At 61.8% G+C, this 20,652-nt stretch carries 17 protein-coding genes and 1 tRNA gene; 12 read left to right on the top strand and 6 right to left on the bottom strand.

The genetic code is table 11. From position 1 onward, the window contains the following. Positions 1-99 precede the first annotated feature (99 nt). The 4 genes from K7G81_RS00585 to K7G81_RS00570 all read left to right on the top strand — a co-directional run bounded on the left by K7G81_RS00585 (position 100) and on the right by K7G81_RS00570 (position 4,343). Entirely contained in the window at positions 100-1,254 is a 1,155-nt protein-coding gene (locus K7G81_RS00585; RefSeq protein WP_223028808.1) for a GNAT family N-acetyltransferase, read from the top strand. Between the two features lie 132 nt (positions 1,255-1,386). Then, entirely contained in the window at positions 1,387-2,760 is a 1,374-nt protein-coding gene (locus tag K7G81_RS00580; RefSeq protein ID WP_223028807.1) for a class II 3-deoxy-7-phosphoheptulonate synthase, read from the top strand. Positions 2,761-2,870: 110 nt separating this feature from the next. Then, positions 2,871-2,946, top strand: a tRNA-Glu gene (locus K7G81_RS00575). A 164-nt stretch (positions 2,947-3,110) separates the two neighbouring features. Continuing rightward, on the top strand, positions 3,111-4,343 hold the full coding sequence (locus K7G81_RS00570) for a tyrosine-type recombinase/integrase (RefSeq protein ID WP_223028806.1): 1,233 nt from the start codon (positions 3,111-3,113) through the stop codon (positions 4,341-4,343). 12 nt (positions 4,344-4,355) lie between these two features. Here K7G81_RS00570 and K7G81_RS00565 read toward each other — a convergent pair whose 3' ends face one another. Then, positions 4,356-4,559: a helix-turn-helix transcriptional regulator gene (locus K7G81_RS00565; protein WP_223028805.1), complete on the bottom strand. Its 204-nt coding sequence runs from the start codon at positions 4,557-4,559 to the stop codon at positions 4,356-4,358. A 354-nt stretch (positions 4,560-4,913) separates the two neighbouring features. Here K7G81_RS00565 and K7G81_RS00560 point away from each other — a divergent pair, with 354 nt between their 5' ends. After that, the gene (locus K7G81_RS00560) at positions 4,914-5,303 is read left to right on the top strand and encodes a type II toxin-antitoxin system RelE/ParE family toxin (protein WP_369412025.1); all 390 of its coding nucleotides are present in this window, start codon (positions 4,914-4,916) and stop codon (positions 5,301-5,303) included. Continuing rightward, a complete protein-coding gene (locus K7G81_RS00555) occupies positions 5,281-5,613 on the top strand; it encodes a helix-turn-helix domain-containing protein (protein ID WP_223028804.1) in 333 nt (110 codons plus the stop codon). Before K7G81_RS00560 ends, K7G81_RS00555 begins: the two co-directional genes overlap by 23 nt. Positions 5,614-5,778: 165 nt before the next feature. Here K7G81_RS00555 and K7G81_RS00550 read toward each other — a convergent pair whose 3' ends face one another. Both K7G81_RS00550 and K7G81_RS00545 read right to left on the bottom strand, forming a co-directional pair. Continuing rightward, positions 5,779-6,954 (bottom strand): MFS transporter, encoded by a 1,176-nt coding sequence (locus K7G81_RS00550; protein ID WP_223028803.1) that lies wholly within the window; start codon positions 6,952-6,954, stop codon positions 5,779-5,781. Between the two features lie 14 nt (positions 6,955-6,968). Further along, positions 6,969-8,003 carry an aldo/keto reductase gene (locus K7G81_RS00545; protein WP_223028802.1) on the bottom strand — a complete coding sequence of 345 codons (1,035 nt, stop codon included), beginning with the start codon at positions 8,001-8,003 and terminating at the stop codon, positions 6,969-6,971. Between the two features lie 88 nt (positions 8,004-8,091). Between K7G81_RS00545 and K7G81_RS00540 the strand changes: the two genes are divergently transcribed. The 5 genes from K7G81_RS00540 (at position 8,092) to K7G81_RS00520 (ending at position 16,054) form a co-directional block, all read left to right on the top strand. Continuing rightward, complete coding sequence (locus K7G81_RS00540; RefSeq protein WP_223028801.1) at positions 8,092-9,000, top strand: LysR substrate-binding domain-containing protein; 909 nt, start codon at positions 8,092-8,094, stop codon at positions 8,998-9,000. 663 nt (positions 9,001-9,663) lie between these two features. Continuing rightward, positions 9,664-10,275, top strand: coding sequence for an RNA polymerase sigma factor (locus tag K7G81_RS00535; protein ID WP_223028800.1), 612 nt, complete (start codon positions 9,664-9,666; stop codon positions 10,273-10,275). Further along, positions 10,272-11,210 (top strand): FecR family protein, encoded by a 939-nt coding sequence (locus K7G81_RS00530; RefSeq protein WP_223028799.1) that lies wholly within the window; start codon positions 10,272-10,274, stop codon positions 11,208-11,210. Before K7G81_RS00535 ends, K7G81_RS00530 begins: the two co-directional genes overlap by 4 nt. An 89-nt stretch (positions 11,211-11,299) precedes the next feature. Then, positions 11,300-13,912, top strand: a complete 2,613-nt coding sequence (locus K7G81_RS00525) for a TonB-dependent receptor (protein ID WP_223028798.1) — start codon at positions 11,300-11,302, stop codon at positions 13,910-13,912. A gap of 12 nt (positions 13,913-13,924) precedes the next feature. After that, positions 13,925-16,054, top strand: a complete 2,130-nt coding sequence (locus K7G81_RS00520) for an Atxe2 family lasso peptide isopeptidase (RefSeq protein WP_223028797.1) — start codon at positions 13,925-13,927, stop codon at positions 16,052-16,054. 165 nt (positions 16,055-16,219) lie between these two features. Here the strand turns inward: K7G81_RS00520 and K7G81_RS00515 are convergent, their stop codons facing one another. Beyond that, the gene (locus K7G81_RS00515; RefSeq protein WP_255586539.1) at positions 16,220-16,540 is read right to left on the bottom strand and encodes a helix-turn-helix domain-containing protein; all 321 of its coding nucleotides are present in this window, start codon (positions 16,538-16,540) and stop codon (positions 16,220-16,222) included. A 229-nt stretch (positions 16,541-16,769) separates the two neighbouring features. Between K7G81_RS00515 and K7G81_RS00510 the strand changes: the two genes are divergently transcribed. Then, the gene (locus K7G81_RS00510) at positions 16,770-17,195 is read left to right on the top strand and encodes a hypothetical protein (protein WP_223028795.1); all 426 of its coding nucleotides are present in this window, start codon (positions 16,770-16,772) and stop codon (positions 17,193-17,195) included. A gap of 8 nt (positions 17,196-17,203) precedes the next feature. Here K7G81_RS00510 and K7G81_RS00505 read toward each other — a convergent pair whose 3' ends face one another. Together K7G81_RS00505 and K7G81_RS00500 are read right to left on the bottom strand one after the other, a co-directional pair. Next, complete coding sequence (locus K7G81_RS00505) at positions 17,204-18,178, bottom strand: hypothetical protein (protein WP_223028794.1); 975 nt, start codon at positions 18,176-18,178, stop codon at positions 17,204-17,206. Beyond that, positions 18,175-20,652: a fimbria/pilus outer membrane usher protein gene (locus K7G81_RS00500; protein ID WP_223028793.1), complete on the bottom strand. Its 2,478-nt coding sequence runs from the start codon at positions 20,650-20,652 to the stop codon at positions 18,175-18,177. The genes K7G81_RS00505 and K7G81_RS00500 overlap by 4 nt, the downstream gene beginning before the upstream one ends.

Here is a 20,652-nt window from a genome sequence, read left to right as displayed (position 1 = left end):
AGGCCGTATCCTCGATCACAGATACGCAGTTTCCCGATCGCCTTGACAGCGGCGGCGCGCGCGGGGAAGGCACGCGGCACGCTTCAGGAGCCTACGCCCGTGACCAGCACGCTCACCATCCGCCCGATCGACAGCAAGGCCGATCGCAAGAAATTCGTCGATCTGCCGTTCCGGCTTTACAAGGATGACCCCAATTGGGTGCCGCCGCTCAAGGGCGAAGCCCTGGGCCTCATCACGCCGGAAAAGAACGGCTGGTTCAGCCATGCCAAGGCGCAATTGTTCCTCGCCGAGCAGGATGGCCGCGTCGTCGGGCGCATCTCGGCGCATATCGACACGCTGGCGCTGACCATGCCGGTCGATAAGGGATTCGGCTCCGGCTGCGGCCAGTTCGGCCTGTTCGACGCGGAGAATGAAGGCATCGGCCAGGCGCTGATCGCAACCGCCGAACAATGGCTGCGCGACCAGGGGATGACCCGCGTGATCGGCCCGATCAGCATGTCGATCTGGGAAGAACCCGGGCTTTTGATCCAAGGCTATGACCATCCGCCGACGGTGATGATGGGCCACGCCAAGCCCGAATATCGCGGCTGGATCGAAGGCGCGGGCTACGCACCGGTCAAGCAGCTGGTCACCTACGATCTCGACATCAGCCAGGAATTTCCGCCGCTGATCAACCGGATCATCAAATCGGGCGAAAAGAATCCGCGCATCAACATCCGCGAGGTCGACAAGTCGAAATTCGACGAGGAAGCGGCGATCATCCTCGCGATCCTGAACGACGCATGGTCGGACAATTGGGGCTTCGTACCGCTGACCCAGCCCGAAATCGACGACGTCGGCGTGAAGCTGAAGCCGATCGTGTTTAACGACCTGATCCGCATCGCCGAACTCGACGGCAAGCCGGTGGCGTTCATGATCACGCTGCCCGACCTCAATGAGGCGATCAGGCCGCTCAACGGCAACCTGCTGCCGTTCGGCTGGGCCAAGCTGCTGCTGTGGCTGCGCCGCCCCAAGGTGCGGACGATGCGGGTGCCGCTGATGGGCGTCGTCAAGGAATTGCAGGCTTCGCGCATGGCGAGCCAGCTGGCCTTCATGATGATCGAATATATCCGCCGCGCGTCCGTTTCCCGCTATGGCGCCAGCCGCGGCGAGATCGGCTGGATCCTCGACGACAATCAGGGAATGAACGCGATTGCCGATGCGATCGAGAGCCGGATCAACAAGGTCTATCAAATCTATCAAAAGGCGCTGTGATCGGGCCGCGGGCGGCGCCGTGCCCCGCCCGACGCGCAACCGGATCGATCACGCTCGACAATTTTCCTTGATTGCGTTCGGGCGCCGCCTGACGCATGGAAATTGCTCTTTTTGACGACAAGGCAAGGAACCATGGCCGCGAAATGGGCCCCCGAAAGCTGGACGAAGGCCGAAGCCCGCCAGCTGCCCGACTATCCCGACGCCGCCGCGCTCGACGCGGCGACGACCCAGCTCGGCAGCTTCCCGCCGCTGGTCTTTGCCGGCGAAGCGCGCAACCTGACAGAGGCGCTGGCCGATGTCGCCGCCGGCAAGGCGTTCCTGCTGCAGGGCGGCGATTGCGCCGAGTCTTTCGCCGAATTCCACCCCAACAACATCCGCGACACCTTCCGGGTGATCCTGCAAATGGCGGTGGTGCTCACCTATGCCTCGAAGCTGCCGGTGGTGAAGCTCGGCCGCATGGCGGGCCAGTTCGCCAAGCCGCGCTCGGCGCCGACCGAGACGATCGACGGCGTCGAGCTGCCGAGCTATCGCGGCGACAACGTCAACGACATCGCCTTTACGCCCGAGGCACGGACACCCGACCCGCAGCGGATGTTGCGCGCCTATTCGCAAAGCGCGGCGACGCTGAACCTGCTGCGCGCGTTCGCGCAAGGGGGATATGCCAACCTCCATCAGGTGCATCGCTGGACGCACGATTTCATGGGCCGCAGCCCATGGGCGAAGAAATATGCCGAGACCGCCGACCGGATCGGCGACGCGCTGGAGTTCATGCACGCGTGCGGCATCAACGCCGATAGCGTGCCGCAGCTTTCGGCGACCCAATTCTATACCAGCCACGAGGCGCTGCTGCTGCCTTACGAGCAGGCACTGACCCGGCAGGACAGCCTGACCGGCGACTGGTACGACACCTCGGCGCATTTCCTGTGGATCGGCGACCGCACGCGCTTCACTGGCTCGGCGCATGTCGAGTTCCTGCGCGGCATCGGCAACCCGATCGGCGTCAAATGCGGGCCGAGCCTCGAGCCCGACGAGCTGCTCAGGATGCTGGATACGCTCAATCCGGCGCGCGTGCCCGGCCGCATGACGCTGATCACGCGCTATGGTCATGAGAAGATCGAGGCGGGCCTGCCCAAGCTGGTCCGCGCGGTGCTGCGCGAGGGCCATCCGGTAGTGTGGAGCTGCGATCCGATGCACGGCAACGTCATCAAGGCGGCCAATGGCTACAAGACGCGGCCGTTCGAGCGCATCCTCGCCGAGGTGCGCGGCTTCTTCGCCGTGCATCGCGCCGAGGGCAGCATCGCCGGCGGCATCCATGCCGAGATGACCGGCCAGAACGTCACCGAATGTACCGGTGGCGCGGTCGCCGTCACCGAGCAGAGCCTGGCCGATCGTTATCACACGCATTGCGACCCGCGCCTGAACGCGAGCCAGAGCCTGGAGCTGGCTTTCCTGCTGGCCGAAATGCTCAATCGCGAGATGGCGGAACGCAAGAAGGCGGCTGCCTGAGAGAAAAAAAGAGGCACGAATCGGTGCCTCGGGCCCCCGCGACGGACAACGGATGCGACGGCGCTTGACGCACTGCTGCCGCCGTTCTAAGGCGCGGCCTTCCAAAAATTGGCCCCTTCGTCTAGCGGTCTAGGACGTCGCCCTCTCACGGCGAAAACACGGGTTCGAGTCCCGTAGGGGTCACCAACAAGCACTCCCAGCGGGTGCCAGAAGATGCCATAAATGGCTGTTTTCTGCGGTTTTTATGTGGTATAACCGTCTCATTCGGAGCGGCTGGATACCACCACATACCAGCAGTTTGATGGTATATCTGATGGTAGCGCAGCCCTCCCCTGACGGGAGATACCATCATGGCCTTGACCGCTGTTGCTATCAGGAACGCCAAAGGCCGCGCCAAGCCCTATAAGCTCACCGACAGCGACGGGTTATTCCTGCTCGTGACGCCCAAAGGCGCACGCTATTGGCGGATGAACTACCGCTATCTCGGCAAGCAGAAGACGCTGGCGTTCGGCGTCTATCCCGATACCGGCCTTGCCGAAGCCCGCGAGCAGCGCGACGCGGCCCGCAAGGTTTTGGCGCGCGGCGACGATCCCGGCGAGCAGATCAAGCTTGAGCGCATCGCCGCGACGATCGCCGCGTCCAACAGCTTCAAGGCGGTCGCCGACGAATGGCTGCTGAAGGTCGAGCGCGAGGGCCGCTCCGCCGCCACCATGAAAAAGCTGCACTGGCTTCTCGACTTCATCAATGCCTCGATCGGCAAGCGCCCGATCGCAGCCATCTCCGCGCAGGAGTTATTGGTGATGCTCCGCAAGATGGAGGGCAAGGGCAAGTATGAGACGGCGAAGCGGCTGCGCAGCACATGTAGCCAGGTACTCCGCTACGCGATCGCCACCGCCCGCGCCGAGCGGGACGTTGCTGCCGATCTGCGCGGGGCGCTGATCGCTCCCCAGCCCGTCCATCGCGCGGCGATCACCAGCGCCAATGAGGCGGGCGGGCTACTTCGCGCGATCGAAGCATTCGAGGGACATACCAACACCAAGGCGGCGCTTCGCCTGTTGCCGCATGTATTCGTGCGGCCGGGCGAGCTGCGCCATGCGGAATGGGCCGACTTCAATTTCGATAAGGCGCTGTGGACGATCCCGCCGCACAAGACCAAGATGCGCCGACCGCACATCATCCCCCTCTCCCGCCAGGCGCTCGCCATCCTCGAAACCATCGAGCATGACGCCGACTATAGCCGCTTCCTGTTCCCGTCGCTGCGTTCGGTCGATCGGCCGATGTCGGAGAACACCATCAACGCGGCGCTACGCCGCATGGGCTATGCGCAGGACGAGATGACCGGCCACGGCTTCCGGGCGATGGCAGCGACACTCTTGAACGAGATGGGTCTGTGGCATCCCGATGCGATCGAACGCCAGCTTGCCCATCAGGACAACAACGCCGTGCGTCGTGCCTATACGCGCGGCGAATATTGGGACGAGCGCGTCCGTATGATGCAGCATTGGTCCGATCATCTCGATTTCCTTCGCGGCGGCGCGAAGGTCATCAAGGGCAAGTTCCGCAAGGTGAAGGCCGGGCAATAGCCCGGCCCTGCCTCAATCGGCGCGATCCTCGGAATAGCCGGCCGGGTTGGCGATCCAGCGGTTGATGGCGGATTCATACCAGCCGGCACCGTGGATGCTGATCGGCACCTGACGCGGGAACGTGCCTTCGCCGATCTTGCGATAGAGAGTGGTGCGGGACAGGCCGGTGCGATCGAGCACTGTCCGCAAGCGAATGATCCTTTCCGGGTTGGTCACGAGCAAGGTTCCATCTTCTGGGTTGAACGACACTCCCCGAGACAGAATCCCCGACCTGCATCCGGCGCGCAACTACCTTTATGATGCCTCTAGATACACTTACGTACCCTCCAGGCCTATCACGGCAAGCTGTGGCAAACTCGGGCGAACCGTGGCGACCTCCCGAGAACCGCGATGGCTTGCGGTGAAAAGCCTCGGGCTGCCCGCACTTTTTATCCCGTCACGTCCCACAGGAGACGCCGAGATGATCCCGCACCTGGGAATCGATGTTACCGATCCGCTCCATGCTGATTCGCGTGGCGTTGAACTATAACGCTATGTGTTATATATCGGTAACGTAGCTGGAGAGCCGCCATCATACGCATATTCAAGAATGGCTGGTTTGAGCGCTTCGCGCGCAAGGAGAAACTGAGCGATACGGCGCTGAGAGAGGCAATCGTGCGGGCGCAAAGCGGCCTGATCGACGCTGACCTTGGCGGCGGCGTCATCAAGCAGCGGGTCGCGCGGCCGGGCAAAGGAAAGTCGGGCGGCTATCGCACGCTGATCCTGTTTCGCCGGGACGATCGGGCCATATTCGCTTTCGGTTTCACCAAGGCCAGGCAGGCGAACATATCGAAGGCGGACTTGGCGTTGTTGCGCGAAGCGGCGGCCGAAGCACTGGAATGGAGCGACGAGGAACTGGACCGGCTGGTGGCGTCAGGAACGCTTGTGGAGATCGAAGATGGCAACGACGACGAAGGATAAGGGCTATCGCAGCGAGATCGCTGGTGCGATCCATGAGATGATGAACGATGCGCACGACGCCGGTGTCGTGTCACGCGCGACGCTGCGCAATTTTGACGAGACATGTCTTGCCCCAGCCCCGATACTCGCGGGCGACGAAATCCGCGCGATCCGCGAACGCGAGCATGTCTCACAGCCGGTGTTCGCCGCCTATCTCAACGTCTCGCGCAATCTGGTGTCGGATTGGGAGCGCGGCGTGAAGCGCCCGGGCGGCCCTGCCCTGCGGTTGCTATCGATCATCCAGCGCAAGGGGTTGCAGGCCGTCGCGTGACTGTCGCGGCAGGGACCGCCAACATAGCAGCCGTTCGACTGGTCGAAGCGCGACCATTGGTACCTGCCGTTCGTTCACATCGAATATGCCGACCTGAAACAATACTCAGGCCGGTCAAGGTTCAGATCTCAGTTCGACGGCAAATCGGTTGTTCGGCGGTTGGTGTTATGCACCGCAGAGGGAACTGTCGTGGCGGCTAGCTTTCTCGCGAACAGTGAAGACGACGGCCGCGAGTCCAACGGCAGATGTCGCCGCACCGGCCAGGGCTACAGCCGGATAGCCTAGCCCGGCGGCGATCACCCCGCCGCCCAGGGCCGCGCCGAGGGCATTGCCGAGATTGAATGCACCAATATTCACGGCTGAGGCGAGATTGGGCGCGTCCGCCGCGGCGGTCATCACCCGAACCTGAAGCGGCGGGACCAGCGCGAAGCTCGCGACACCCCAGAGGAATACCAGAATGGCGGTCGGCGCACCGAACGGCATCAGCAGTGCGAAGGCGATCAGGATCGCCGCCAGCGCCGCGAGCGTGACGATCAGCGTGCGGTCGACCGACCGGTCGGCAAACCGCCCGCCCAGCCAGTTTCCGACGGTCAGGCCGACACCATAGGTCACCAGCATCGCGGTGACGAAGCCGAGCGAGGCGTGCGTGGCTTCCCTAAGGATCGGCGCGATATAAGTGAAGACGGTGAACATCGCGCTCGATCCGACCACGGTCAGCGCCAGCGCGCCGAGCACACGGCCCCGCGTCAGGACGCGCAACTCGGCCATGGCATTCCCGCCGTCTTCGACGGGCAGCGCCGGCAGCGTCAGCCGCAGCGCGGCGATGGTCGCGACCCCCAGCGCGGCGATGCCCCAGAAAGCGGCACGCCAGCCGAGATGTTCGCCGGCCCAAGTGGCGAGCGGCACGCCGACGACATTGGCGATCGTCAACCCCATGAACATCGCCGCGACCGCGCCCGCGCGTTTCTGCGGCGGCACCAACCCCGCGGCGACGATCGAGCCGACGCCGAAGAAGGCGCCGTGATTGAATGAGGTGATGATCCGCGCGATCAGCAACATCCAGTAGCTGGTCGACACCGCCGCCAGCAAATTGCCGAGCGTGAAGATGCCCGCCAGCCCGATCAGCAGCGTGCGGCGTGGCACGCGCCCGGTGGTCAGCGTCATCAGCGGCGCGCCGATCATCACGCCCAGCGCATAGCCGCTGATCAGCAGCCCCGCGACGGGGATCGAGACATGGAGGCCGCTGGCGATGACGGGCAGCAGGCCCATCGGCGCGAACTCGGTGACGCCGATGCCGAATGCGCCGACGGCGAGCGCGAGCAAACCGGGATTGAGTTGCATTGCATGGATTCCGTTCAGACCAGCGCGGGACTGAGGCGGGCAAAACCCTCCTGCTGGCGATAGGGGGTGTGCGGATAGGGCGGCAGCATGTCGCTTGCGGCATCTAGCGCGGCGATCTGCCCGGGCGTCAGAGACCAGCCCAGCGCGCCGAGATTCTGGCGAAGTTGTTCCTCGTTGCGCGCGCCGATGATGACCGAGGAGACGGTCGGGCGCTGCAACAGCCAGTTGATCGCGATCTGCGGCACGGTCTTGCCCGTCTCGGCGGCGATCGACTCCAATGCGTCGATCACGCGATAGAGATGCTCCTGCTCGACCGGCGGCGCGAACTGCTCGGTGTCGTGCAACCGGCTGCCCTCGGGCACCGGACGGTCACGGCCGATCTTTCCGGTCAGCCGGCCCCAGCCGAGCGGGCTCCACACCAGAGCGCCAATGCCCTGATCCGCGGCGAGCGGCATGAGGTCGGCCTCATAGGCGCGGCCGATCAGCGAATAATAGACCTGATGCGCCACGAAGCGCGGCAGCCCGTGCTGGCTGGCGAACGCCTGCGCCTTCATCAGTTGCCAGCCGGGATAATTGGACACCCCGGCATAACGCAGCTTGCCTGCCGCGATCAGCTGGCCAAGCGTCTCCATCAGTTCGTCGACCGGCGTCGAGGTGTCGAAGGCGTGGAGTTGCAGCAGATCGATATGATCGGTCGCGAGGCGGCGCAGCGCGTCTTCGACCGCACGGATCAGGCGCGCGCGCGACACCCCCCAGTCAGATGGGCCGTCGCCCATCGGCAGTCCGGTCTTGGTCGAGATCAGCACCTTGTCGCGCCGGCCCTTGATCGCATCGCCCAGTATCTCTTCGGAAGCGCCGTTCGAATAGACGTCGGCGGTGTCGAACAACGTCACGCCAGCCTCGAGGCAGATATCGATCAGCCGCCGCGCGTCGCGCGCGTCGCTTTGCCCCCACGCGCTGAACAGCGGGCCCCGGCCGCCGAACGTGCCGGTGCCGAAGCTCAGTGCGGGGATGCGCAGGCCGGACGAGCCGAGTTGCCTGTATTCCATGACTGTCCCTTTCGATTGATACGGAAGCGCACAAATGGGAGAAGGATGACCGCTGCGGTAGCAGCCAAGCACGCGAAGGATTTTTGATTTGAACGCAAAGATCGCGAGCGGCGCCGATCGTGCCCGCGCGCTCGAGACGTTCGCGGCGGTGATCGACACCGGCAGCTTTTCCGCCGCTGGACGTCTGCTCGACCTGACGCCGTCAGCGGTCAGCCGCACAATCGATCGCATCGAGGCGCGGCTTGGCGTCCGGCTGCTGCTGCGCTCCACCCGCACGCTGACACTCACGGCAGAAGGGCAGGCCTATCTTCAGGTGGCGCGGCGCATCATCGCGGATCTCGACGACGCCGAGCAGGAAATCGCCGATCAGGGCGCGCCGCGCGGGCGATTACGCGTCAGCGCCGCACTGTCGCATGGCCGGCTGTGCGTCGTCCCGCTGCTTGGCGAATTCACTCGACAGTATCCACACATCCTCGTGGACATCGCGCTGACCGATGCGCTGGTCGATGTGGCGGGAGGCCAGGCCGATGTCGCCATTCGCTTCGGTCCGCTAGCCGACAGCATGTTGACCGCACGCAAGATCGGCGAGACCGGCCGCGTGATCGTCGCCTCGCCCGATTATCTCGCCCGCCACGGCACCCCCCGCACGCCCGAGGATCTGCACGGACACAATTGCCTGAACTTCAACTTCCGCCGCGCCGAACCGACCTGGCCGTTCCGCCGCGATGGTCACGACTTTGCGCTGTCCGTGGAGGGCAATATCGAGGCCAACAACGGTGAGACACTGGGGCAACTGGCAGCGGGCGGCGTGGGCATCACGCGCGTCGGCGCGTTCAGCGTCGCGACGGAACTGGCGAGCGGAGCGCTCGTCCCGCTGCTCGAAGAGTTCAATCCAGGTGACGTCGAACTGATCCATGCGCTCTTTGTCGGCGGCGGCAACGTGCCTGCGCGCGTTCGTGTGTTCGTGGATTTCCTCGTCGAGAACCTGCGATCATGATTGCTGCAGACGCGAACATTTTGGACGTTCGCGCAGCATCTGGCGACGCTTGAAAGCGGCCGTTCATTCATCTGCCGAAGATTGCCTTCGAGATCGGGCAGTCGATGGTCCTTCCGAAGGCTGAACGGACCGTCGGCGCAGAATTGCGGAGGTTGTTCGCTACTAGTTGCCAGCGAGAATGTCCGTTCAAACCAACTCTAGGGCTCCGGGGCTCGGTATTCCAGGCCGCTCTGCTCTCGCGGATCGCGCATTTGGCCGCCGCCTCCGCCAACACTGCGGTCCTTCAAGGGTCGAAGCTGCTCGTTGAAACGCGCTCTTAGTTCATCGCTGTCGCGCTACAACGACCGACCGGCACTGGGACAATCCTCCCGATCCAGAGCAATAGGTCCAACGACATTTCCTGTCAGACGCCGACTTTAAGCTCTACCCAACCGGCAGCAAGCCATCACCAGCTCGCTCACCCACGGGGCAGGGGTCGGCACCGCCGCTCCGCCTGCCAACTGGTGCATTGCTGGCCAATGATGCAATGGTGGATAGATTACCTCGCCTAGGCAGAACGACTGGATGCAGTCCAGCAGACGTCCATAACCGAGTTCCGATCAGAAGGAATTTCATGCGCCAAGTCTCTAAGACCGCGTGAGCGTCACTACGGGGGCGTTCGGCATGACACTGAAAGGCCGCAGGGCGACGACCAAGCAAGCATCATTCGAGCGGCGTCGTGAACGCGCAGCATGGGTAGCCGAGGCGGTTATTCCCCATGAACCGGCGGTGCGTGCGCTGCTCACGCGCTGGCGCCTCTCGCCACCCGACATCGATGAGGTGATCCAGGATTGTTATTGCCGCTTTTCAACGCTTGAGAGTGTCAGTCACATCGAGCGCCCGCGCGCGTACTTCATTTCCGCTGCCCGCAATTTCGCCGGCCGCCGGATGCAGCGCGCGCGCGTCGTGGCAATTGATGCCCATGCGGAGATGGACCTATTCATGGACGATCGCCAGCCGTCGCCGGAACAGGAGGCGGGCGGACGCCTCGACTATCGACGCATGCTCGAATTCCTCGCCGAGCTGCCCGAGCGATGTCGTCGGATCGTCGAAATGCGCAAGCTTGAAGGCTGGTCGCAAAAGGAGATCGCAGCGCAGCTGGGTGTCACCGAGAAAGTCGTGGAAAAGCAGGTCTGGCTCGGCGTCAAGGCGATCCAGCGCGCGTGGGCCGAAGCCGATCTTGCCACCGGCGCAAGGCTGGCTGCGCTCGAAGCGGAAGAGGGCGACGCCCGATGACTGAATCCGCAAGCGATATGCACAGCGAAGCAGCGCTCTGGGTCGCGCGCATGGACCGCGACCAGTGGGACGACGATCACGAAGCTGAATTGCAATTCTGGCTTGATGCCGATCCGCGTCACCATGGTGCGCTGCTCCGCGCCCAAGCGGCCTGGATGACGCTCGACGAGCCCCGGATTGGCCCCGAGGCCGCGGTGCCGCGCTTCGCCCGGCGAGCGGTTCTCGCAGGCGGCGGAACGGCTATCGCCGCTTCGATTGCCGGTGGAATTCTCTGGCTGGGAAATGGGACGCGCTATACCACCAAGGTCGGCGAAACCCGTCGCGTGCCGCTAGATGACGGCTCCATTGCCGCCATCAATACGCAAAGCGCGGTCGAGATCGACTATTCGCCAATGCGCCGGGACGTCCGACTGGACCGCGGCGAAGCCTGGTTCCAGGTTGCCAAGAACCCCAAGCGTCCCTTTGTTGTTGAAGCGGGTCGCGTGCGCGCCGAAGCGGTGGGTACCGCGTTTTCGGTGCGACTGAAGCACGACGGTGCCGAGGTGCTCGTCACCGAAGGGGTGGTAGAAGCATGGGCCAGTGGCGCTGATGGCCACCGCGTACGATTGCTCGCCGGCGAGCGTGCTTTTATTGCCGACGATGCCGCGATCATACGCGAACCGACGCCGCCATCATCTGTCGATCGCGCGCTTGCTTGGCGCAGCGGCAAGATCGATCTCGTCGGTGAGCCGCTTGCGAATGCGGTAGCGGAGTTCAATCGATACAATACACGACAAATCACTCTTGCCGATCCCGCGCTGTCTGGCCTGCAGTTCGACGGCGTTTTCCGCACCGACGATCCGGAAGGCTTCGCCCTTGCTGTCAAGCGAAGCCTTGGCGTTCCGGTCGATTTCTCGGGCCGAGACACGATCCGAATTGGCAGCGCTAGACGCTGACCGATGCACCGAGCCGAAGGAAACTCGCCGCTCGGGTCTCTTCCTGTCGAACCGGGTGCAAGATGCGGCCGAGAATGGGGGGAACCAGCATGGGGATGACGCGCGATATTCTGATGGCGTCGAGCGCGATCGTTTGCGTGGCTTCAGCTGCACCGGCAGAAGCGCAGACCAAGTCGTTCGATATTCCCGCAATGACAGCTCAGGATGCGGTCCGCACGCTTGGGCATCAGGCCGATATCCAGATCATCGCCGCCCGCAACGTGACGCAGGGTAAGCGCACCAATGCGGTGCATGGCGACATGACAGTGGACGAAGCGCTGGCCCGCTTGTTCGCCGGTACTGGGCTAACCGCGCAGAAGACCGGCGCACAGACTTATACCGTTGTGGCGACTAGCGCTTCTGCCGAACTAACCCGTTCCGCTTACGACGCCGTCGGTTCGACAGGGAAGGGCCCGTCGACCGCTGAGGCAGCGGGTGCGGACGAAGGCGGGGAGATCCTGGTCACGGGATCGCGAATTCGCGGTGCTCTCACGCCTTCGCCGGTCATCGTCATCGGCGAGAAGCAGATACGTGAGGAAGGCTTCACCGATTTGGGCGAGCTGATCCGCAATATACCCGAAAATTTCTCGGGCGGACAAAATCCTGGTGTGAGCAGCGGGAATGTCTCTGGTGCCGGCCTCGCAAACCAGAATGTCACCGGTGGCTCGGGGTTGAATCTGAGGGGCCTTGGGCCCGACGCCACCTTGACGCTCCTGAACGGGCGGCGCCTCGCCTATGGCGGCATAGCCCAGTCGGTTGACATCAGTGCCATCCCTCTGGAGGCCGTGGACCGTATCGAGATCGTTCCGGATGGGGCGTCGGCGATCTATGGGTCCGATGCCGTTGGCGGCGTCGGCAACGTAATCCTGAAACGCGATTTTGAGGGGCTCACAATCGGCGGACGCATCGGTGGGGCAACGGACGGAGGTCTTGCCACCTATGAATTTTCCGGCACGGCCGGGACCAGATGGTCCACTGGCGGGTTCATCGCGGCCTACGAACATACGTCGATCGATCCGATCTACGCCCGTCAGCGCGGCTATGCAGATTTTCTGATCGACCCAACGACCGTTTATCCTGGCAGTACCCTACAAAGCGGCCTGATCAGCGCCCATCAGCGTGTGTCGAAGACGATCACAATCCACATGGACGCGATGAGGTCGCAACGCGATCAGCACTATAATTACTACATCGGCGGGATGAACCGTATTCGTTCGAAGGATACGGCCACCTTCGTCGCACCCGGCATCGATTTTTCCTTGCCCGGGGATTGGACGATTACCCTTGGTGGTGCCTGGGCCAAGAATGATCAGATCCAGCACCAAACATCGACGAACCTCACGTCGGGCCAGATTACCGTCATATCCAATGATTGCTTCTGCAACGAAAGTCTCGCTTATGATGCAAGCGCTCAGGGGCCGCTATTCGTGCTGCCCGGTGGCGACGCGCGACTGGCAATTGGTGGTGGCTATCGCAGAAACACATTCGAGCAATTTCAGCGCGCTACTGGAACAGTCGAGGTGAACGGGCGCGAGAGCGCGAAATTTGCCTACGCGGAGCTCAACCTGCCATTGATTGGCCCCAAGACAAACCTGGCTGGGATCAGGCGTCTCGTTCTTACCGCCGCTGTTCGCGGCGAAGATTATAACAGCTTCGGTGGGATTGCGACGCCAGAAGCCGGGCTAATCTATGAACCCACCGCGGACTTCACCTTGAAGACGTCTTGGGGCAAATCTTTCAAGGCGCCCACTCTTCTCCAGCAATTCCAGACGAAATACGCTTATCTCTATTCCCCGGTCCCGTTCGGCGGAAGCGGATATCCCGCCAACGCCACGGTGCTCGTGAATTATGGCGGAAATCCGAATCTGAAGCCGGAAAAGGCCACGACATTGAGCGCGTCGATCCAATTTCACCCTGCGCACGTGCCGGGCCTCGACGTCGAACTGACGGGATTTCACATCGATTACACCGATCGCGCGGTTCAGCCGATCACCAATTCGTCCCAGGCTCTGAGCAATCCCATTTACGCCCAATTCATTGATAACTCGCCGAAGCCCGCCGAGCAGGCGGCAGTGATCAGTTCTGCCGCCGGCTTTTTCAATTTCGCGGGTGCGCCTTACGATCCCGCCAATGTCGTGGGCATTATCAACCTCCAATATCTGAATGCCGCGCGGCAGCGCATCCGAGGTCTCGATGTCACGGGGTCGTATCGGATCGACCTAAAGACCAGCAGAATCACACTGCGGGGATCATTGAGCTGGCTGAACAGCAGGCAGCAGGTCAGTTCTGCCCAAGCTCCCTACGACCTCGCCGGTACCTTGTTCAATCCGGCACGGTTCACGGGGCGCGGCGGCGTAGTCTGGGACGCGGGTGATCTCTCCACTGCGGCGTTCGTCAACTACAAAGCTGGCGTAAGAGATACGGTTCGGCAAGAAGAAACGGATTCATTCACGACGGTTGATGCCACAGTTCGGTATAAGACGAAAGAGAATGAAAGCGCTCTTTCCGGAATTATCTTCTCGCTATCGGTCAACAACCTGTTCGATCAATCACCACCTTTATACTCGCCGACCACCAACGCGGCCTACGCCGTGCCATACGATTCGACTAATTATTCGGCGATTGGTCGGTTCGTGAGTTTTTCAATCTCCAAGCATTTCTGAGGAGCGGCAAAGATGACTCCCAAGCCGCTAGTTCGTGTCAACGCATTGATTTCGGCTATTGGAAGGCTGCGCGCCTTGCGGGTGATCGCCTTCGCGATCGCAGGTTTCCTTGCCCTGACCATTGCCGCTCATGCCAATTCCGTCTCACCACGGGCGCTCGTCGAGGTCGCCGACATCGGGAATCCTGTTGTGTCGCCCGACGGTAAATTGGTTGCCTTTCGGGTGGAGCAGGCTTCCATTGAGCGCAACACTTATGACTCGCTCTGGTATGTCCAGGATACAGGCGGACGCTTCCCGCCACGCCGGATTGCGGATGGCGGCATACCCTTGCGAGATTCGGCAGGGATTTCCTTGCCCGCCGCGGCCTTCTGGTCGCCAGACAGCAAGTGGATCTACTTCCGCGCCCTGATGGCTGGCAGAGTTGCAGTCTGGCGGGCGGCGGCTGACGGATCGAGAGCGGAACCGGTAACGCAGAATGCGGCTGATGTGCGCGACATGTCGGTGAGTGCGGATGGAGAAATGTTGCGAGTGAGCTTCGGCGCTACACGGGAAGAGGTGCGACGAGCCGAGAAAGCGGAATATGACCGCGGTATCCGAATTGATGCGAGAATCCCGATCGGTCAGTCGCTCTTTCGGTCGGGATACATTGGCGGAAAACCCGAGACACAACGTTACGGACCGATCTGGTTCGATCGCGTCCCCCTGCTTGCGAGCGTTCCCAGCCGCTGGGAAGCAATCGAATTAAACACCGGGCAAGCTCACGATCTAGCAACTTCCTACGCACCGCCGAGGACGCCGACGGCTGATGAGATACTACCGGACGCATCCGCGCTGGCGATCGACGACAAAGGACGTATCGCCCTCCTGAGGCGTGTAGGCCAAGCCGCAGGGATGCTGCAAAAGCCTGGGATCGAGCTGGTAATGCTACCGGAGAAAGCCGCGTCCAGGCTGATCAGGTGTCAGGCTATATTATGCACGGGTCAGAACATCAGCGGGATCCAGTGGCGGCCGGGTAGCGATGAAGTGTTATTCACCGTCACCGATCCAAATGAGGGACTGGCGCAGTCCATATATCGCTGGAACGTCCGATCGGGAAACGTGGAGCCGGTTGTCCGGTCGCGTGGTTTGATCAATGGTGGCCGCGATCGGGCCAGTCATTGCGGCTCGTCATCTGACGTATTGATTTGCGTGACGTCGGCTGCGGAACAACCGCCACGCCTCGAAAGAGTTGATCTCACCACCGGTGAGCGACAGGTCCTGTTTGATCCGAACGCCGCTTTGGCACAGGAGATCAAGGGAAGCGTCTCGGCGGAATTGCTGCGTTGGTCGGATGCAAAGGGACAGATATTTACTGGTCAATTCATACCGGCGCGTGGCGCTTTGGCATCGCCCCCGCCGTTGTTTATCACCTACTACAACTGTCCCGGTTTCCTTCGGGGTGGCGTTGGTGACGAATGGCCGCTGGCGTCGTTGGCCGAAAGCGGCATTTCCGCCCTCTGTATCAACAATCCACCCGGCTACATTCTTGATGGCGTTGCCCGCTACAACCAAGCCCTCTCCGGCGTAGAAAGCGCAATCGATCTTTTGGCATCGGAAGGAAGGATCGATCGTACCAGAGTCGGCATGGGGGGATTGAGCTTCGGCAGCGAAGTTACGCTCTGGACCGAAATGAAATCAGACCTGCTGGCGGCGGCGTCGGTCACGTCGCCAGGGATTACATCGAATTATTACCTGTTCGGCAGCCTCAAAGGGAAGGTATTCTTTGATGGCTTGAAAAAAGATTGGCAGCTTGGCGCGCCTCGCAGCACCTCAAAGCGATGGAAGGCGCTGGCCGAAGAAAACAATCTCGCCAGCATGCAGGCGCCAATCCTGATGCAGATGCCTGAGCAGGAATACATAATGGCGTTGAACTATGCGATTCCTCTGATCCGAGCGCATAAGGCGGATCTGTACGTCTTTCCAAATGAGCCTCATCAAAAGTTTCAGCCGCGGCATAAACTTGCTGCTTACGAGCGCAACCTAGATTGGTTTCGCTTCTGGCTGCAGGGATATGAGGATTCCAGCCCTGAAAAAGCCGGACAATACAAAATCTGGGAGAGAATGCGGACGGTTCGCTATTGCTGCCGTACCGTTCCGCGCTGAGCGAATGCCTGGTTCTGGCGTTAGCCGGCGGTCAAAGCCCAACCGGCGAACAAGGCAATTTAGTCGAATGCCGCCGGCTCCCGAAGCCGTCGTCGCCGCGTCCGCAACCGCCAACATTGCTGACGTTCAACGCTCCAAATCGCCTCTTCGAAACCCGCCATCGGTTCATCGGACCGAACGAGGTCCGCAACGACCGGAAGGGGCGCACCTAATCGAATTGATCGTCGGAAATGTTTGGGGGGTGATGCCGGTTTCCGCCTTGAAAAAGCGGTTGAACGGACCGATCGAACCAAAGCCGCAGTCAAGCGCGATTGTCAGGATCGGCAAATGGTCCAAAGCCGGGTCGGCGAGCTTCCGCTTCGCTTCTTCCAAGCGGTAGACATTGGTCATCTGGTTGAAGTTCCGAAAACCGAGCGCGCCCGTGATACATCGGGACATCTTGTATTCAGGCTCCCCAAGCTGGCGTGCGACGTCGGCGACTTTCAGGTCGGGCAGAGCGACGAGTTATCCGAGCTCCCGCGACCTCTCGCCGAAGAAAGTCGCAGCAACATCGACCGGCTGATGTGTTTACAGCTAGATTCCTTCACCACGCGGCAAATTATGAGCCAACCGAGCTGCTGCTCCAGTTGGAGAAGGTTTACAATATTTTAACCTATTTAATTTCATGTAGTTTCATTGTCGTTGGCTATCACCGCACCTGAAGGAGTAGGTGCAGATGAGCACTCAGACCGCCAAATACATATTGGTTGCTGCGGCGACTCTGTGCGCCACGCCCGCCTATGCCGCAGCCGCGAGTAGCTTCACCGTCACGGGTGTCGTTCCGACGGTGTGCCGCGCGAGCATCGACGGCGATTTTTCCCCTTTACACGCGGGTCTAAACGATCTCGGGCGGATCACCGAGTTATGCAACGATGTCGATGGCTATCGGCTCGTCTTGAGCCACCCGGCCGGAGTCGAAGACGCCAGCCTGCTGATCGATGGCCAACAAATCGCGATCGAGCCTGACGCCGTCGAGACCGTTTTGGTCGATAGCAATGTGCCGGCTGACCGTCAGCGCCATCTGCAACTCGTTCTGGGCGACTCGGTGCCCGATCTGACCCGCCTGACGATTTATGCCGAGCCCAAGGGCATCCGATTCTGAGGTAGCGCTCAACGCATCGAAACAGCGCAATTGGTGCCGCCAGCGAGCCCTAGACGAGGCGAGAAGGTCAGCGTCACTACGTCATGATAATCGCCAGCCGGGGCCTTCGCGACCTCGCTTTGCTCGATAGAAACATCAAGGCGGTGATGGCGGCCAGTCGGTACCGGCGTGCGCGGACACGATACGCGCTGCCGGTCGCCAACCGGCAATCCAGACAGTGACAGACGGTAGGGAAGAACAAAATCTTCACCGCCCGAATCCCCTCTCTTTTTGAGGCCGTGGTTATCCTCGTCGACGTCGATATCGTAGGGCACGGTCGTCTGGGCGGTTACAATCAGACTGCGAGGCGCAATCGGCTGGTTCGATTGCAGCGTTCCGAAATCGATATCACCGTGATGCAGGCCAGGCGAACCGATATAAGTCAGGATTTCCTGCGGCACCGTCAGATACAGCGCAACCCGGCCTCCAGGCTGGACATCGGGACCGTCGAGCACCGTCTGTCCGCCAGCATAGCAGACGAACCGGACGTCGAGCGGCTGGACATAGTCGCCTGCCGGGATGCTCTGCCCCGATTGCACATACAGCCGGAAGGTGGTGGTGACGAGATCGCCGCTCCGGCCTGGACCGAAACCGATCAGGACGCCGTTGGTGGGATTGGGTTGCTCCGCGCCTGTAGCGAGCACCTCGCGTCCGGCATCCTGGGTCCAGCGCAGATCGAAGCGGCCGACATCCTGCGGGCCGATCCCAGCCACGCCGGTTGTGGTATCCGGATCAGCAAATAAGATCCTGACCGAAGTGGCCTGTGGGTCGAGACGCTTGATGCGCAGCGTAAAGATGCGGAACACGCCGCCGGGATCGAACGGATTGTAGCGCAGCGACGTTTCGCCGGAAGACGTGTCGAACTCGGCACATCGGGCGTGAGCTGTCGAACTGAAGCCGACTGCGCACAGCAGCAAGGTGATAATATGCATCCACTTGTTCATGGCTTGACCTCTGGCTTGAGCGTGCCGCCGCGCACCAGCCCCTTGGCATCGGTCGGGACCGTAATTGTGTATACCAGCTTGCGATCACCCTTAACGATTTCGACGTGCCAGGCCCCCGGACGCAAGCCCTGGGCCGCAAAACGGCCGTCGCGATTGGTGAACATCTCGATCGCTGCGCGGCCAGGGCGGCTAACTTCGGTCACTTCGCCGGCCTTCAACGATAGCGGTGTGCCATCAGGCTGCAGCAGTTGTCCGGTATAGGTTACTGAATAATCCGAGCCGACTTCGAGTACATAGCCTGCGCGATAGGGTGGCATGAACTGGGCTGCGCCCGAACCGATATCATAACCGATCGGCGCCTTCGGCACGTCATAGGTGAGCACACGCGGCGAATAGGCGCTCAGTTCCGGCGCGACGGCGGGGCCGTAGGCGCCGGATCGTGCGAGATAATGTTTGTCATTGGGATCGATATAAACCGGCGCACCGTCCAGCGTCCGATGCGGGACAACCATGGCGAAGCTGTCGTAGATCGGCCGTGCCAGCGCGAGGTGGCCGTCGGCGAAGGCGATCGATGTAGCGATCCGGGCCGACGTGCGCTGATCGGTGATCGCGCCGCCATCGCTCGAGAACGACGTGGTATGCGCAACGCTGAGCTCGGCCCGGTTCTGGATCGAGGTGAGATTGGCATTGACCGCCACCGCCTGATCGGTGCGATCGATCGACGCCGACGCATCATAGGATCCGACGCCGGTGCCATGCGACGCCTCGTATGACAGGCGCGCGCGACCATCGCGAGTATCGACCTCAGCCTCGGCGGTCGACTCGCGGCCGAACCGGCGCATGATCGATAGGCGAAACCCGTAATCGCTGCCGATGCCGCGATTATCATAGATCGCCTCGGCGGTGATCAAGGTGCGCGTCGTTGCGCGCCAGCCATATGTCAGTCGGAACGACGCCTGGTCGTGAACACTGCCGCGAGCGAACGCGTAATAGCTGTCGAGGCTGACGTATTGGTCCCGACCGATGTTCTGCGAGTAAGTGGCGCCGACCTGCAATTTGTAGGGATTGTCGGCATAAGGGATATCGGGCGTTCCGAACTGCCGGCTCATCGTCTGCACCGACGCGGTAAGCGAACGGACGTGATTGGACTCGGTGCCGAACGTCAATTCATAGCCGACGTTCAGCGCAAATCCGGTGCCGAGGTGACGGATGTCCGACGCGGCGAGATTGGTGGAGATCGTCCCGATCGATGTCGCCATGACAACCTCACCGCCGGCGACGACGCCGTGACTGTTTGCCTGGAAATTGCCACCGGCGGTGAACTGGTCGGTAAAGCCGTGGCGATAGAAGCCTTCGGCCATTGGCGTGCCGGTATATTTCCGCCCGCCAAGCGTATACGGAGCGCGGACACCAGCGTAGAGCCCGAATTCGGTCAGACCCTTGGCGAGCAGGTTACGATCGAAATCGATCGAGAAGTTGATCGTGTCGACTCTGCCCGAATCGTCGCGAATTACGAGATTTACGTTGTTGCTCCCCTGCGCAAATGGGAAATCACGCAGGCTGTATGTGCCAGGGCCAAGCCGCGTCTGCTGGACAACCTGACCGTTGACGATCGTCTCGACCGTCGAGGAACGGATCAAGGTGAAAGATTGCTGACCTCGCGGCTGAATGTTCAACTGAGGCTTGAGATCCGAATAGACGCGCGAAACCGAAACGCCGGCAACCGGGCTGGCACCCGAAAATCCGCGTGATATTGGCTCGAGATCGCCGAGCGAAAACCGCTCGGTATGCGCGATATCGTCATAGACCAGTCGCGTCGATTGCCTGGCGAAGCGATCCTGCACCGTGGCCTCGCTTTCGAGCACCACTCCATCCATGCGTGCCGCGCCGTCGAGCAAGATGTTCGGATTCTGAAATCCGGTATCGGCCCCCCGGTGAACATAATCTTCGTTGGCAAAAGCGGTCAGATAGGCCGAAAAGCCGGCGGGCGTCTCGAGCTTTCCGGTCACCGGTTCGTAGCCGCCGGTCAGGCTGATCGTTTTGGTCGGGCGATCCGCGGCACGGATCGTCAGCTTCAACCCGAAAGTTGCCGGATCGTACGTCACCGGCACCCCGAGCGCGCCCAATTCCTGAGCGGTAATCGTCTGACGGTTGCCGATCGTGGTAGCAATTTGTTGCCAGGTGGCCGGCGCCAGCGCCTGCTTGAGCAGCGTTACCAACGCCTGCGCGTCTATGACGATCGTGTCGTCGGCTTTCAGCGTGTAAGAAATGTCGCCGAGAATGAAGCCGTTGTCGTTGAGCGGTCCGCCGAGCGGGATGTCGCGACCGGTTGTATTGAGGCGCCCCTGCTGCGTCGACAATCCACTGGGCATTGTCATCGGCGGCGGCGCGGCCGCATTCGAGACGAAGGCGTCGGCCCGGCCCGCCAGGGCCAGGGTGCTTACGCCAGCCAGTGCCACCCCCCAGCGGCGCAT

This window comes from Hephaestia mangrovi (genome assembly GCF_019880555.1).
In the GTDB taxonomy this organism is placed as follows: domain Bacteria; phylum Pseudomonadota; class Alphaproteobacteria; order Sphingomonadales; family Sphingomonadaceae; genus Sphingomonas; species Sphingomonas mangrovi.
The sequence above is the reverse complement of the archived record's forward strand: the minus strand, read 5'-3'. Positions and strand labels throughout refer to the sequence as shown.